This is a genomic window from Streptomyces sp. ID05-39B (genome assembly GCF_033794725.1).
In the GTDB taxonomy this organism is placed as follows: Bacteria; Actinomycetota; Actinomycetes; order Streptomycetales; family Streptomycetaceae; genus Streptomyces; species Streptomyces bobili.
On the sequence record NZ_JARGEF010000035.1, the window covers coordinates 1 to 14,734 of the forward strand.

The following is a 14,734-nucleotide window of genomic DNA, read 5'->3' on the forward strand; positions in this document are numbered from 1 at the left end:
GGCCGTGGAGGGCGCGGGGCGCTTGTCCACGGCCACCGTGTCGTGCGCGGTCATCGGCTCAGCCCACGCTGCCGAACGCCGCGTCCATCTTCTTGGCGGCCGCCTCCGAGGCCGCCGCCACGTCCTTCCGGCCGCTGACGACCTCCTGGAACATGGTCGGCAGGACCAGTTGGGAGTCGATCTGCGACCAGGCGGGCGAGGCCGGCACGAACCTGGTGCCCGCCGCCAGGGTCTCCACGAACGGCTTCACGTACGGCTTGCGTGCCGCCGCCGCTTCACGGACGTCCGTGAAGGTCGGCAGGAAGCCCATCGCGTCGAACAGCCTCGCCTGGGTCCGCTTGGAGGCGAGCGCCTCCATCAGCCGCACGGCGAGGGTGCGGTGGGACGTGCTCCTGAGGACGCCGATGTTGTTGCCGCCCGCGAAGGCCGGCGCGACCGAGCCGGCGGTGACGCCGGGCAGCGGGACGACGGCGTATTTGCCCTTCACCCGGCCGGCCTCGACGGCGGTGTGGCTGAAGTCGCCGCCGATCGCCATGCCGGCCTTGCCCGCGGCGAAGGCGGTGATCGTGTCGTTGCCGCCCATGCCCGCGCACTTGGCGGCGGGACAGTTGTCGTCGCCGAACAGCGAGGTGTACGCCGTGATGCCCTTGCGGGCTGCGGCGCTGTCGATGGCGGAGGCGTACGAGCCGCCCTTGCCGGTGGCGAGTTCGCCGCCGTTGGCCCAGACGAAGGGCAGCGCGCCGTAGGTGTAGGCGCCGCCGACGACGAGGCCGTACAGCTCGGGCTTCGCGGCGCGGATCGTGCGGGCGGTGGCGGCGAGTTCGGCCATGGTCCGCGGGACGGGGAGGCCGAGTTCCCTGAACACGTCCGTGCGGTAGTAGAGGGCGCGGACGCCGACGTAGAGGGGGGCGCCGTAGATCCGGCCGTCGACGGTGACGGACCCGCGGGCCGTGGGGTCGGTGCTCTTGGTCTCGGACCAGGAGGTGAACTCCCGGGTGACGTCGAGGAGACCGCCGTCCTTCACATAGCCGGCGGTGTCGGTGTTGCCGAACTCCATGACGTCGGGCGCGGACCCGGGGTCGTTGAGGGCGGCCTTGACGCGCTGGGCGCGGGTGTCGACGGGGATGTACTCGACCTGCACGTCGGTGCCGTCGTGGGCCTTCTCGAAGTCGGCGACGACGGAGTCGACGACCTTTCGCTTGGGGTCGTTGCCGACTTCCTGGAAGAGCCACACGCGCAGCGTGCCGCTCTTGTCGTCCTCGGCGGAGGAGGAGTTGGCGGAGGTCTGTGGGGCGCAGGCGGCGGTGACCAGGACGGCCAGCAGCGCGGCGATGCGAACGGACGGCTTCATGGAGCATTCCTCCGAGAGCGTTGCAACATGCGCAATGATGGTTTCGCTGTGCACAACACTCGGGAGGCTAGGGACTTCGCGAACGCCACCACAAGAGGTCTCCACCACTCTGTGACCAGGCGACGCACCCCGTGCAACGCGGCCCCGGCCGCAAAACGGCACGGAGGCCCTCAAGGTGCGTGAAGCACACCTTGAGGGCCTCCGGGAAAATCAGACGGCCACCGGGCTACCGGCTACTTGTCGCCCTTGCCCTTGCCCTTGCCGTCGTCGCCACCGGAACCCATGGACTCGTAGATCTCCTTGCACATGGGACACACCGGGTACTTCTTCGGGTCGCGGCCGGGCACCCACACCTTGCCGCAGAGCGCCACGACGGGAGTCCCGTCGAGCGCGCTCGCCATGATCTTGTCCTTCTGGACGTAGTGCGCGAAGCGCTCGTGGTCACCGTCGCCGTGCGACACCTGCGGCGTCGGCTCTACGAGGGTCCCCGTTCCGGTGCCGCGCTCGGGCTCAAGAGTGCTCATACCGCCAAGGGTACTGAAGGTCACACCCGTCAGTTGAGCGAAGGGTCGTCCGGGTACGTCGCCACCATCGCCAGCTCGTTGCGCTGCCGGCGCAGAACGTCACGCCAGAGGGTCTCCGGGGACGGCGAGGACACGTCACCGGGCTCGGACTCCACCACGTACCAGGCGCCCTCCACCAGCTCGTCCTCCAGCTGGCCGGGGCCCCAGCCGGCGTACCCGGCGAAGATGCGCAGGGAGCCGAGGGCCGAGGCGAGCAGTTCCGGCGGGGCCTCCAGATCGACGAGGCCGATCGCCCCGTGCACCCGCCGCCAGCCGAGCGGCGCGCCGTCCACGGCGGTGCCGCCGGGGATCACGGCCACGCCCAGCGCCGAGTCCAGGGAGACCGGGCCGCCCTGGAAGACGACACCCGGCTCACCGGTGAGGGCCGCCCAGTCCTCCAGGATGTCCACGACGCCCACCGGCGTAGGGCGGTTGAGGACGACACCGAGCGAGCCCTCCTCGTCGTGGTCGAGAAGGAGCACCACCGCGCGGTCGAAGTTCGGGTCCGCCAGGGCGGGGGTTGCCACGAGCAGCCGCCCTGTGAGCGAGGACACCTCGGTCATGCCAGACATGATCCCCCATCTTCCCCACGCGTGGGGAGGCAACCGGGGTACCGGAGTGAGGGCAGGCCGGGCGCATGGAGGCGGTCCGGGCGCACGGCACTCCGGCGGGGCCTCCGTGACGCCATGTGCCCGGCGGCCAACGGTTCGTGTTGTGACACAGCTATGACGTCCCTGAGGCGTCCTCGGGCTTACGGGACGGGGCCCCACGGCGATTACTCTGTCCTCTTCGGCCCTGCCCCACTCCACGGAACGCGAGATACATGACCGTCAACGGCTCAGACGACGTCCTGCTTGTCCACGGCGGAACCCCGCTTCAGGGCGAGATCCGTGTCCGCGGTGCGAAGAACCTCGTACCGAAGGCCATGGTCGCCGCCCTCCTGGGCAGTGAGCCGAGCCGACTGCGCAACGTTCCGGACATCCGTGACGTGCGGGTCGTACGCGGGCTCCTGCAATTGCACGGGGTGACGGTCCGTCCGGGCGAGGAGCCGGGTGAGCTGGTGCTCGACCCGACCTACGTCGAGAGCGCCAACGTCGCCGACATCGACGCGCACGCGGGGTCGAGCCGGATCCCGATCCTGTTCTGCGGCCCGCTGCTGCACCGCCTCGGTCACGCCTTCATCCCGGGCCTGGGCGGCTGCGACATCGGCGGCCGGCCCATCGACTTCCACTTCGACGTGCTGCGGCAGTTCGGCGCGAAGATCGAGAAGCGGGAGGACGGCCAGTACCTGGAGGCCCCGCAGCGGCTGCGCGGCACGAAGATCGTGCTGCCGTACCCGTCCGTCGGCGCCACCGAGCAGGTGCTGCTGACGGCCGTCCTCGCCGAGGGCGTCACGGAACTCGCGAACGCGGCCGTGGAGCCGGAGATCGAGGACCTGATCTGCGTCCTGCAGAAAATGGGCGCCATCATCGCGATGGACACCGACCGCACGATCCGCATCACCGGTGTGGACAAGCTCGGCGGCTACAACCACGCCGCCCTCTCGGACCGTCTGGAGGCCGCCTCCTGGGCCTCCGCGGCGCTGGCGACCGAGGGTGACATCTACGTCCGCGGCGCCCAGCAGCGCTCGATGATGACGTTCCTGAACACCTACCGCAAGGTCGGCGGCGCCTTCCAGATCGACGACGAGGGCATCCGCTTCTGGCACCCCGGCGGCCAGTTGAAGTCGATCGCCCTGGAGACGGACGTCCACCCGGGCTTCCAGACCGACTGGCAGCAGCCGCTGGTCGTCGCCCTCACCCAGGCCACGGGCCTGTCCATCGTCCACGAGACGGTCTACGAGTCGCGGCTGGGCTTCACCTCCGCGCTCAACCAGATGGGCGCTCACATCCAGCTGTACCGCGAGTGCCTGGGTGGTTCCGACTGCCGCTTCGGCCAGCGCAACTTCCTGCACTCGGCGGTCGTGTCGGGCCCGACCAAACTGCAGGGCGCCGACCTGGTCATCCCCGACCTGCGCGGCGGCTTCTCCTACCTGATCGCCGCCCTCGCGGCCCAGGGCACGTCCCGGGTCCACGGCATCGACCTGATCAACCGCGGCTACGAGAACTTCATGGACAAGCTGGTGGAGCTGGGCGCGAAGGTCGAACTGCCGGGCAAGGCACTCGGCTGACCGCAGCCTCAGGGCCGGCACCGTTCACGGCTGGGGGTCCGGGGGCCCGCGGCGGAGCCGCTGACGTCGCAGCCCCCGGACAGGCCCGGACAGGCCCGGACAGGCCCAGCATGGACGAGCTGGTGGAGTCGGGCGCGAGAAGGTCGAGTTGCCGGGCAAGGCACTCGGACGGCCCACGTCCCGCATACGCCGATGGGGCGGCCACCCGGACTCGGGTGGCCGCCCCATCGGCGTTCACGGCGCCTCGTACGCGTCCCGCTGCGTACTGGTGAGGCTTACTTGCCCTTGGCCGCTTCCTTGAGCTTGCTGCCCGCGGAGACCTTCACGCTGTAGCCGGCCGGGATCTGGATCGGGTCGCCGGTCTGCGGGTTCCGCGCGGTGCGAGCGGCACGGTGGGTGCGCTCGAAGGTCAGGAAGCCGGGGATGGTGACCTTCTCGTCGCCCTTGGAGACGATGTCGCCGACGACCTCGGCGAACGCGGCCAGCACGGCGTCGGCGTCCTTGCGGGTCACCTCGGCGCGGTCGGCCAGCGCGGCCACCAGCTCACTGCGGTTCATGTTCTTACTCCCGTGTTCTTCTTGCCGTTGAGGCGTGCCACGCGGCGGAGCCGCATGTTGGGCACAGCGAAGCCGATGCTGCCAGGGTCTTCGGACGTCCCCGGACCCGGGTCCCTTGTCAGACCCTCGCGCCCAGACACGCATCCTGCCCCCACCTGCGGCGGGAAAGCCAATCCGGCACCCGCAGGAGTCGTGAGAACACCCTTGGGAGTCACACGAAAAGCGCCACTGGCTGGCGGCCTACCATAGATGGCCTTCAGGCGTAAAGGGTTCCACGACGCGCCGGTTCCACGGCACGTCGTGGCGATCGTCACAACCCCCGCACACCAAGGCACACCAAGGGGGTCAGGCGTTGGCCCCCGCGGCCTTGGCGGCCTCCCGCACGGCCCCGGCCACCGCGCCGGCGACCTTGTCGTTGAAGACGCTGGGGATGATGTAGTTCGCGTTCAGCTCGTCGTCGGTCACCACCTCGGCGAGGGCCTTCGCGGCGGCGAGCATCATCTCCGTGTTGACGGTGCGGGACTGGGCGTCCAGCAGACCGCGGAACACACCCGGGAAGACCAGCACGTTGTTGATCTGGTTCGGGAAGTCGGAGCGGCCGGTGGCCACGACCGCGGCCGTCTGGCGGGCGAGGGCCGGGTCCACCTCGGGGTCCGGGTTCGCGAGCGCGAACACGATCGCGTCGTCGGCCATGGCCGCCACGTCGTCGCCGTCCAGGACGTTCGGGGCGGAGACGCCGATGAAGACGTCCGCGCCGCGCACGGCCTCCTTCAGCGTGCCGGTGAGGCCCTCGGGGTTGGTGTTGTCGGCGATCCAGCGCAGTGCCGAGCCGGGGGCGGCGTCGACGAGGTCCTCGCGGCCCGCGTGGACCACGCCGTGGATGTCGGCGACCACGGCGTTCTTCACGCCGGCCGCGATCAGCAGCTTGAGGATGGCCGTACCGGCCGCGCCCGCGCCGGACATGACGACGCGGATGTTCTCGATGGCCTTGCCCGCGACACGCAGGGCGTTCGTCAGCGAGGCGAGGACGACGATCGCCGTGCCGTGCTGGTCGTCGTGGAAGACGGGGATGTCGAGGGCCTCGCGCAGCCGGGCCTCGATCTCGAAGCAGCGGGGGGCGGAGATGTCCTCCAGGTTGATGCCGGCGAAGCCCGGGGCGATCGCCTTGACGATCTCGACGATCGCGTCGGTGTCCTGGGTGTCCAGGCAGATCGGCCAGGCGTCGATGCCGGCGAACCGCTTGAAGAGGGCGGCCTTGCCCTCCATGACCGGCAGGGCGGCCATCGGGCCGATGTTGCCGAGGCCCAGCACCGCCGAGCCGTCCGTCACGACCGCAACGGAGTTGCGCTTGATGGTGAGGCGCCGGGCGTCCTCGGGGTTCTCGGCGATCGCCATGCAGACCCGCGCCACGCCCGGCGTGTAGATCATCGAGAGGTCGTCACGGTTGCGGATCGGATGCTTGGACGCCATCTCGATCTTGCCGCCGAGGTGCATCAGGAACGTACGGTCCGAAACCTTGCCCAGGGTGACGCCCTCGATGCCGCCGAGCTGCTCGACGATCTCGTCGGCGTGCGCGGTGGAGGTGGCCGCGATCGTGACGTCGATACGGAGCTTCTCGTGGCCGGAAGCCGTGACGTCGAGGCCGGTGACCGAGCCTCCGTGGGACTCGACGGCCCCGGTGAGCTGGGAGACCGCGGTTCCGCTCGCGGGCACCTCCAGCCGGACCGTCATCGAGTAGGAGACGCTGGGCGCCGTTGCCATGGCCGACTTCCTCTGCTTTCACTCAGGTGTGCCGCGTGGTGTCCGCGCCGGTCATCCCCACCGACCTGCTTCTCTGCTGGGGGTCCGGGGGTCGCCCCCCGGGAAGACGCAGCCACCTGTGACGCTGGATGCGGTCCGATCGTCGCACCTACTGCCGGGTAGGCGTTAGCTCCCCCGGGTTGCGAACGTTGAGTTCACAACGAAAGAGGCCCACGTCACACGGACGTGGGCCTCTCTCGTCTGTCTATGACACCGACCCGCCATGCTCGCCTCGCGGCAAGTGGTCGCTCGTAGCGACGAAGGTTGGGCCCGGGGGCTTGGATCGAGCCGGTGTCACACCCAGGCTAACAAACGGATCCCGGAAGACCATTCCCGCGAGGGAACCTTCTCGGGAATCGGTACGCGACCGGTCTCCCGTCAGTCCCTCAGAAGATCGGGCACCCCGCTCCCGTCGGGTTCGTCGCGGTCCGCCGAGACGACCGTGAGCTGCTGGGTCGCCCTGGTCAGAGCCACGTACAGGACCCGCAGGCCGGCCGGGGACTCGTCGGCGATCTCGGCCGGGGAGACGACCACCGTCGCGTCGTACTCCAGGCCCTTGGCCTCCAGGCTGCCGAGGGCCACCACGCGGTCGCCAAGTCCGGCGAGCCAGCGCCGGGCCTCCTCGCGGCGGTTCATGGCCACGACGACGCCGACGGTGCCGTCGACCCGGTCCAGGAGACGCTGGGACTCCGCCCGGACGGTGGCGCCCAGGGTGTCCGTCACCGCCCGGAAGCGGGGCACGACCCCCGTCGACCTGACCGCCGACGGGGATTCGGCGCCGGGCATCGCCAGCGCCAGCACCTTCGCGGCCAGCTCGGCGATCTCCGCGGGGTTGCGGTAGTTCACGGTGAGCTGGAAGCGGCGGCGGGGACGGCTGCCGAGGGCCTCGTCGCGGGCCTCGGCGGCCTCCTCGGGGTCGGACCAGGAGGACTGGGCCGGGTCGCCGACGACCGTCCAGGTGGCGTGCCGGCCGCGGCGGCCGACCATACGCCACTGCATCGGCGTGAGGTCCTGGGCCTCGTCGACGATGACGTGCGCGTACTCGGTGCGCTCCTGGGCGAGGCGCTCGGCCCGCTCGCGCTGCGTCTCCTCGCGCACGGGCATCAACTCCTCCAGGCCGGTGAGCTGGTCCAGCGGGTCGTACTCGCGTCTCTTGCGAGGGCGGGCCGGGGCGCCGAGGATCGCCTGGAGCTCGTCGAGCATCGCGATGTCGTGCACCGAGTGGCCCTCGCGCTTCAGCGAGCGGGCGACCTTTCGGACCTCGCCGGGGTTGAGGATCCGGCGGGCCCAGCGGCCGAGCCGGCGCTCGTCGGACATGGCGGCGAGGACCGACTTCGGGGTCAGCTCGGGCCACCAGGCGTCGAGGAACGCGCTGAAGGAGTCCTCGCCCGTCACGTCCTCGTCGAAGGAGGAGCGCAGCTCGGCGGCCAGCTCGGGGTCGCTGTGCCGGCCGGAGGCGCCGGAGCGCTCCCACAGGGCGTCCAGGAGGAGCTTGCGGGCGCGCGGACGCAGCAGGTTCACCGGCGCGGTGCCGCTGAGGGCGCTCTCCCTGATCCGGCCGAGGTCCCCGGCCTCCAGCTCCAGCCGCCGCCCGAAGGCGACGACGCGCAGCCGGTCGGGCGTACCGGCCGGGGCGGGCGGCCGGACCTCGTCGTCCTCCCCGAAGGCGAGCTGTCCGGCCGGCGCACCGGGGGGCGGCCCCACGTCGAGCGCCCCGCGCGCGGCCTTGCGCAGCACCTTCAGCATCCGGTACGACCCCTTGGCGCGGGCCACCGCCGGGGAGTCGTACAGCTTGGCCTCCAGGCCGTCGACCAGGGAGCCGATGGCGCGGATCGCGACCTGGCCCTCCTCGCCGAGTGAGGGCAGGACGCCCTCGGTGTACGCCACCAGCAGCGGGGTCGGGGAGACGATCAGGATGCCGCCCGCGTACCGGCGCCGGTCCTGGTAGAGGAGGTACGCGGCCCGGTGCAGGGCGACGGCGGTCTTGCCGGTGCCGGGGCCGCCCTCGACATAGGTGACGGAGGCGGCCGGGGCACGGATGACCATGTCCTGTTCGGCCTGGATGGAGGCGACGATGTCGCGCATGGTGTGGCTGCGGGCCTGGCCGAGGGCGGCCATGAGGGCGCCGTCGCCGATGACGGGCAGCTCGCGGCCGTCGAGGCGGGCCGTCAGCTGCGGGCGCATCAGGTCGTCCTCGACCCCGAGGACGCGGCGGCCCTTGGACCGGATGACCCGGCGGCGCACGACCCGGCCGGGATCGACCGGCGTGGAGCGGTAGAACGGCGCGGCGGCCGGGGCCCGCCAGTCGATGACCAGCGGGGCGTACTCCTCGTCGAGGACGCCGATGCGCCCGATGTGCAGCGTCTCGGCGATGTCGGCGGTGTTGTCGGCGCGGATCGCGCCGTCGGCGGGCTCGACGGCGGTGTAGGCGCCGTCGGGCCCCTTCTTGCCGTCCTTGCCGGGAAGCAGGTCGATCCGGCCGAAGAGGAAGTCCTCGAACTCGTTGTTGAGGCGGTTGAGGTGGACCCCCGCCCTGAACACCTGCGCGTCCCGCTCGGCCAGGGCACCGGGGGTGCCGACCTGGCCGCGGCGGGCCGCGTCGTGCATGAGGAACTCGGCCTCGTGGATCTTCTCCTCGAGGCGCCGGTACACCCGGTCCAGATGTTCTTGTTCGACGCTGATCTCACGGTCACGAACTGAGTGGTCCTGAACCGAGTCGACCGCGGTTTCCTGCTGAGCCTGAGCGGCCACCGGGCCCCCTTCTGACGTGCTGGGCAGCCGTCAACCGTACGCGAAGGGGGCCGCTGCGGGCTACGCCGCGTCGACCTCGACGAGCTTCTTTCCGTCGAAGGTCATGACCTCGAAGTGGTCGATCTCGTTCGGGGTGAACGCGGCGCCGCCCTGGACGTACAGCGGGTTCTTGGCCTGTTCGGTCTTGGCGTTGGGCAGGCCGTAGCCCCATTCCGGGACGGACCAGGACGAGATGGTCTCACGTTCGCCGTTCTTGCCGACGGCGATGAGCGAGCACTTGTTGGGACCCGCCACGTTCTTCAGTTCGACCACGGCCTCGGTGCCCCAGGCCTTCTCGCCCATGGCGACGGTCGCGGTGACCTTGGTGCCCGGGTCGGTGCCGGTGACCTTGTCGGAGAGCGTCTCGAAGGCCGACTTCGCGGGGCTCACGCCCGCCTCGATGCCACTGCCGCCGCTGTCGTCGCCGCCACTGGCCGCCACGGCCACGAGCGGTCCGCCGATGACCAGCGCGACACCGGCCGCGATCATGTAGAGGCTGCGCCGGCGCTTCTGGACGCGGCGGTCGGATACCTCGACGACGAGCTTCTCGACCAGTCGCGGGCCCGGCCTGGCGGACAGGGACTCGCCGATCGCGGGGGTCCCGGCACCCGGCAGGTCCGCGAGCGCGGCCAGCATCGGTTCCATCCCGGCGAGTTCGTCGAGCTGCTGGGCGCACCACTCGCACCCGGCGAGATGCGCCTCGAAAGCGGTTGCCTCGGCGTCGTCGAGAATTCCCAGGGCGTAGGCGCCCACGGTCTCGTGTTCGCTCGGGCTCGGAGATCCCTGCATAGATCCCTGCATGGGGCCAGACATACCCGAACCGCCCGTTCCGAATCCCCCGTAAACACTCATCACGCCGTCACCCCCCGCTCCTCGAGAGCCAGCTTCATCGACCGCAGTGCATAGAAAACCCGTGAGCGCACGGTGCCGCTGGGTATGCCCAGCGTCTCGGCCGCCTCGTTGACGGTACGCCCCTTGAAATACGTCTCGACGAGCACCTCCCGGTGGGCCGGGGTCAGGTCGTCGAGAGCGTCTGACAGCGTCATCAGCCACAGCGCCTTGTCGATCTCGTCCTCCGCGGGGATGACCTCCAGCGGCGACGGGTCGACCTCCTGCGGCCGGGCCTGCCGGCTGCGGTGGCCGTCGATGACGATGCGACGTGCGACCGTCACCAGCCAGGGGCGTACCGATCCGGTAGCCCGGTTGAGCTGACCGGCGTTCTTCCAGGCACGGATGAGTGTCTCCTGCACGACGTCCTCCGCGCGCTGCCGGTCACCGGCAACCAGGCGCAGGACATACGCAAGGAGGGGTCCGGCATGCTCCCGATACAGAGCACGCATCAGATCCTCATCAGGCTCCGAGGGCTGGGACATGCGATGTCGGGCCCTCGATCCACGTTCATTGGCCACGGCCGCATCCTTGCGCACGCCCACCTCCGGTGTCCGGGGGTTCCCCCGAGTCGGTCGCTCCCCCAGCGGTACGGATGTGGTCCTGCGAGTGTTCAAACCGGAGGGACAGATTTCTGCGGGTTGACGTGACAAGGGGAACAACGGGGCACATTCCCACCCCTCTTTCTTTACATTTCCCCCACACATGAGGAGCCGGGCCGGCCTGCCCGGCAACGGGCGCGGGTAAACGGCATGTAAGCGAAATCACGTCGAGGTCGCCGTCACGAACACCCCATACCGGACAGCCCACTTGGCCGTCCCCCGGAGTCAGGCTCGGGCGAGCGCCGCGCGACGGCGGTGCCGGGCGACCCGTTCCCGGTTCCCGCAGACCTCGCTGGAACACCAGCGCCTGCGCCGCCCACGGGACATGTCGACGTACACGATCGGGCAGTTGTCCCCCGCGCACTGACGCAGCGCCGCCCGCGCGACCGGATCGGTGAGCAGCTCCACCGCGTCCCGCGCGACCACCGCGAGCAGCGCCGCGCACTCCGGCTCCGTCTCCAACTCCCGCACGAGCGCCCCGTCCCGCGCACGTACGGCACGGGGTACCGGGGGCGCGGTACGGGCGACGGAGTTGACGTGGGCGAGGGCGGGATCGTACGCCGACCGCGCTTCGCCGCGGAGCCACCCGGACACCAACTGGCGCACGCTGCCCCGCAGTTCCCGGAAGGCGAGCGGCCAGGACGGGCCGGCATGGGTCAGCGGGGTACCGGGCGGCACCAGGGCGGACCCGGTGATCCAGGCGCACAACGGCGGGAGGGCGTCGAGGCGTTCGAGGGGGTGGGCGGTGGCGAGGAGGTCCAGGCAGATCCGCCCGGCGTCGAAGCGGAGGTCGTAGGGGGCCGTGCCCGTACCCAGTGCCATGTGCCTGTCACCGCCGAGGAAAGGCTGCGGGGGAAAGCGTCGCCTTTCACAGTGGCGCGTGGGGGCGGCCCGCCGGAACCCCCTGGAGGGGGGTGTCTTTCAGCCCACCTGCGGTTTCCGGCAGCCGGTCCGCAGGTCGTTCTCGACGCCGGGTGCGGCATTTCAGCCCACCTGCGGTTTCCGGCAGCCGGTCCGCGGGTCCTTCTCGACGCCGGGTGCGGCATTTCAGCCCACCTGCGGTTTCCGGCAGCCGGTCCGCGGGTCCTTCTCGACGCCGGGTGCGGCATTTCAGCCCGTCCGGCGATTGAGGACGAGGCCGTTCAGGCCGAAAGCGGGGGTCCGGGGGCGGCAGCCCCCGCGTCGGCACACGAACCCCGGTTCACCACTCACCCGTCCGAATACTTCGCATCGGCCGCAGGGTCCAGCGCCAGCCGGTACCCCCGCTTCACCACCGTCTGGATCAGCTTCGGCGCCCCGAGGGCGGTCCGCAGCCGGGCCATCGCCGTCTCGACGGCGTGCTCGTCCTTGCCCGTCCCGGGCAGCGCCCGCAGCAGGTCGGCGCGCGGTACGACCCATCCCGGCCGCCTCGACAGCGCCCGCAGCAGGGACATCCCGGCGGGCGGTACGGGCTTGAGGCGGCCGTCGACCAGCACGGCGTGCCCGCGGATCTCGACCCGGTGTCCCGCGACGGGCAGGGCGCGGGCCCGGCCCGGCAGTTCCTTGCACAGCAGTTGGACGAGCGGCCCGAGCCGGAAACGTTCGGGCGAGACGGTGTCCACCCCGACCGCCTGGAGGGGCAGCGCGGTGACGGGGCCGACGCAGGCCGGCAGCACGTCGTGGCGCAGCGCGGCCAGCAGGTCGGGCAGCAGGCCCCGCTCCTCGGCCCGGGACAGCAGCGAGGCGGCGGCTGGCGCGCTGGTGAAGGTGACCGCGTCCAGGCCGCGCGAGACGGTGGCGTCGAGCAGCCGGTCGACGGGCGAGATGTCCTCGGGCGGCATCCACCGGTACACGGGCACGCCCACGACCTCCGCGCCGCCGACCCGCAGTGCCTCGACGAAGCCGGGCAGCGGTTCGCCGTGCAGCTGGACGGCGATGCGGCGGCCCTCGACGCCCTCCTCCAGCAGCCGGTCGAGCACCTCGGCCATGGATTCGCTGGACGGCGACCATTCCTCGGTGAGCCCCGCGGCGCGGATCGCACCCTTGACCTTGGGTCCGCGGGCGAGCAGTTCGACGCCGGCGAGGCGGGCGATCAGCTGTTCGCCGAGCCCCCAGCCGTCGGCGGCCTCGACCCAGCCGCGGAAGCCGATGGCGGTGGTGGCGACCACGACGTCGGGCGCCTGGTCGAGGAGTTCTTTGGTGGCGGCGAGGAGTTCGCTGTCGTCGGCGAGCGGCACGATCCGCAGGGCGGGAGCGTGCAGCACCGCCGCCCCGCGCCGCTGGAGCAGCGCTCCGAGCTCGTCGGCGCGGCGCGCGGCGGTCACCCCCACCGTGAAGCCGGCGAGGGGCCCGTGCCGCTCGGCGTCCTCGCTGCTCGGGTCGTGGTCCGGTCGCTGCTGTTGCTGCTCGTACATAACACTCGTCCCGCACTGGAGTCGTATGGACCTACATGCCGAGCGAGCCTGCCAATGGTGCGTGACAGGCTCGGTTCGGCTTGATGTCGCCGGTGTTACGTCACACCTCGGCGTAGCTGAGCTGCGGCTTCGCCTCGGATGCGGTACCGGAGGCGGTGATCCGTCCGGCCGGGCGTCGAAGGTATACGGCCCAGGTGACCACGAAGCACACGCCGTAGAAGGCGAGGAAGGCGACGAACGCGCCGGTTCCGGAGCCGTAGGAGAGGAAGGACTGGCGGAAGGCGAGGTTGATGCCGACGCCGCCGAGTGCGCCGACGGCCCCGATGAGCCCCATGGAGGCACCGGAGAGCCGGCGCCCGTAGGCAGCCGCCTCCTCGCCCACGAGCCCCTTCGCGACGGCCTTCGTCTGGAAGATGCCGGGGATCATCTTGTACGTCGACCCGTTGCCGAGCCCGGTGAGGACGAACAGGACGACGAAGACGGAGACGAACAGGGGCAGCGACTTCTGCATGCTGGCGAAGACCAGGACGGCGGTGGCGGCGCCCATGCCGACGTAGTTGTAGAGAGTGATGCGGGCCCCGCCGTAGCGGTCGGCGAGCCAGCCGCCGACGGGACGGATGAGGGAGCCGAGCAGCGGGCCGATGAAGGTGAGGTAGGCGGCCTGGAGCGGCGTACGGCCGAACTGGTTGGTCAGCACCTGGCCGAAGGCGAAGGAGTATCCGATGAACGACCCGAACGTCCCGATGTAGAGGAACGACATGATCCAGGTGTGGGCGTCCTTCGCGGCGTCGACGGCGGCGCCGGTGTCGTTCTTCACGGACGCGAGGTTGTCCATGAAGAGGGCGGCGAGGACCGCGGCGACGAGGATCAGCGGGATGTAGATCCCGAGCAGCACACGCGGTCCGCCGCTCGCGCCGATGACGCCGAGGGCGGCCAGCTGGATCACCGGCACGCCGATGTTGCCGCCGCCCGCGTTCAGGCCGAGCGCCCAGCCCTTCTTGCGGAGCGGGAAGAAGGCGTTGATGTTCGTCATCGAGGAGGCGAAGTTGCCACCGCCGACGCCGGCCAGCAGGCCCACGAGGAGGAAGGTGTTGAACGAGGTGCCCGGCTCCATCACCGTGAACGCGGCGATCGCGGGGATGAGCAGCATCGCGGCGGAGATGATCGTCCAGTTCCGGCCGCCGAACACCGCGACGGCGAAGGTGTACGGCACCCGGACGACGGCACCGACGAGGGTCACCATCGAGGTGAGCAGGAACTTGTCGGCCGGGGTCAGGCCGTACTCCGGGCCCATGAAGAGCACCAGCACCGACCACAGGGTCCAGATCGAGAACCCGATGTGCTCGGAAAGGACGGAGAAGACGAGGTTGCGGCGGGCGATCTTCTCGCCCTTCGCGTTCCAGAAGGCCTCGTTCTCCGGGTCCCACTCCTCGATCCAGCGGCTCCCCTTCTTCGAGGAGGCCTGCGAGGAGGCCGAGGAGGTGTTCGGGTCGGTCGGGGGTGCGGGGGCTGTACCAGGGGCTGTCATTGACGCCTCCACGTGCTCCGGGCTCAGGGTGTTTCGCGGGGATGAGCGGTGATGAGTCCCGAAGGTAGGGAGAGCGCGTTTCCGGCCTGTGG

12 protein-coding genes are annotated in these 14,734 nt (G+C 70.7%); 1 reads left to right on the forward strand and 11 read right to left on the reverse strand.

Annotated features, from left to right (window positions below; genetic code table 11):
* Positions 1 to 58: 58 nt before the first annotated feature.
* The 3 genes from P1P75_RS11095 to P1P75_RS11105 all read right to left on the reverse strand — a co-directional run bounded on the left by P1P75_RS11095 (position 59) and on the right by P1P75_RS11105 (position 2,477).
* Positions 59 to 1,351 carry an extracellular solute-binding protein gene (locus P1P75_RS11095; protein ID WP_319254074.1) on the reverse strand — a complete coding sequence of 431 codons (1,293 nt, stop codon included), beginning with the start codon at positions 1,349 to 1,351 and terminating at the stop codon, positions 59 to 61.
* Between the two features lie 233 nt (positions 1,352 to 1,584).
* Positions 1,585 to 1,875, reverse strand: a complete 291-nt coding sequence (locus tag P1P75_RS11100; RefSeq protein WP_086770502.1) for a DUF3039 domain-containing protein — start codon at positions 1,873 to 1,875, stop codon at positions 1,585 to 1,587.
* Between the two features lie 29 nt (positions 1,876 to 1,904).
* Positions 1,905 to 2,477, reverse strand: a complete 573-nt coding sequence (locus P1P75_RS11105) for a YqgE/AlgH family protein (protein ID WP_319254076.1) — start codon at positions 2,475 to 2,477, stop codon at positions 1,905 to 1,907.
* A gap of 260 nt (positions 2,478 to 2,737) precedes the next feature.
* Between P1P75_RS11105 and murA the strand changes: the two genes are divergently transcribed.
* A complete protein-coding gene (gene murA, locus P1P75_RS11110; RefSeq protein WP_319254078.1) occupies positions 2,738 to 4,084 on the forward strand; it encodes a UDP-N-acetylglucosamine 1-carboxyvinyltransferase in 1,347 nt (448 codons plus the stop codon).
* Positions 4,085 to 4,359: 275 nt separating this feature from the next.
* Here the strand turns inward: murA and P1P75_RS11115 are convergent, their stop codons facing one another.
* The 8 genes from P1P75_RS11115 to P1P75_RS11150 all read right to left on the reverse strand — a co-directional run bounded on the left by P1P75_RS11115 (position 4,360) and on the right by P1P75_RS11150 (position 14,642).
* Complete coding sequence (locus P1P75_RS11115; RefSeq protein WP_004000874.1) at positions 4,360 to 4,641, reverse strand: HU family DNA-binding protein; 282 nt, start codon at positions 4,639 to 4,641, stop codon at positions 4,360 to 4,362.
* Positions 4,642 to 4,986: 345 nt separating this feature from the next.
* Positions 4,987 to 6,402 (reverse strand): NAD-dependent malic enzyme, encoded by a 1,416-nt coding sequence (locus P1P75_RS11120; RefSeq protein ID WP_319254086.1) that lies wholly within the window; start codon positions 6,400 to 6,402, stop codon positions 4,987 to 4,989.
* Positions 6,403 to 6,819: 417 nt separating this feature from the next.
* A complete protein-coding gene (locus tag P1P75_RS11125) occupies positions 6,820 to 9,192 on the reverse strand; it encodes a UvrD-helicase domain-containing protein (protein ID WP_319254088.1) in 2,373 nt (790 codons plus the stop codon).
* 60 nt (positions 9,193 to 9,252) lie between these two features.
* Positions 9,253 to 10,032 (reverse strand): zf-HC2 domain-containing protein, encoded by a 780-nt coding sequence (locus P1P75_RS11130; protein ID WP_319180948.1) that lies wholly within the window; start codon positions 10,030 to 10,032, stop codon positions 9,253 to 9,255.
* Between the two features lie 50 nt (positions 10,033 to 10,082).
* Positions 10,083 to 10,604 (reverse strand): sigma-70 family RNA polymerase sigma factor, encoded by a 522-nt coding sequence (locus P1P75_RS11135; protein ID WP_044471680.1) that lies wholly within the window; start codon positions 10,602 to 10,604, stop codon positions 10,083 to 10,085.
* Between the two features lie 342 nt (positions 10,605 to 10,946).
* Complete coding sequence (locus P1P75_RS11140) at positions 10,947 to 11,543, reverse strand: CGNR zinc finger domain-containing protein (RefSeq protein ID WP_319254090.1); 597 nt, start codon at positions 11,541 to 11,543, stop codon at positions 10,947 to 10,949.
* A gap of 386 nt (positions 11,544 to 11,929) precedes the next feature.
* Complete coding sequence (locus tag P1P75_RS11145; protein ID WP_319254092.1) at positions 11,930 to 13,114, reverse strand: uroporphyrinogen-III synthase; 1,185 nt, start codon at positions 13,112 to 13,114, stop codon at positions 11,930 to 11,932.
* A 100-nt stretch (positions 13,115 to 13,214) separates the two neighbouring features.
* Positions 13,215 to 14,642 (reverse strand): nitrate/nitrite transporter, encoded by a 1,428-nt coding sequence (locus P1P75_RS11150; RefSeq protein WP_319254094.1) that lies wholly within the window; start codon positions 14,640 to 14,642, stop codon positions 13,215 to 13,217.
* Positions 14,643 to 14,734: the final 92 nt, after the last annotated feature.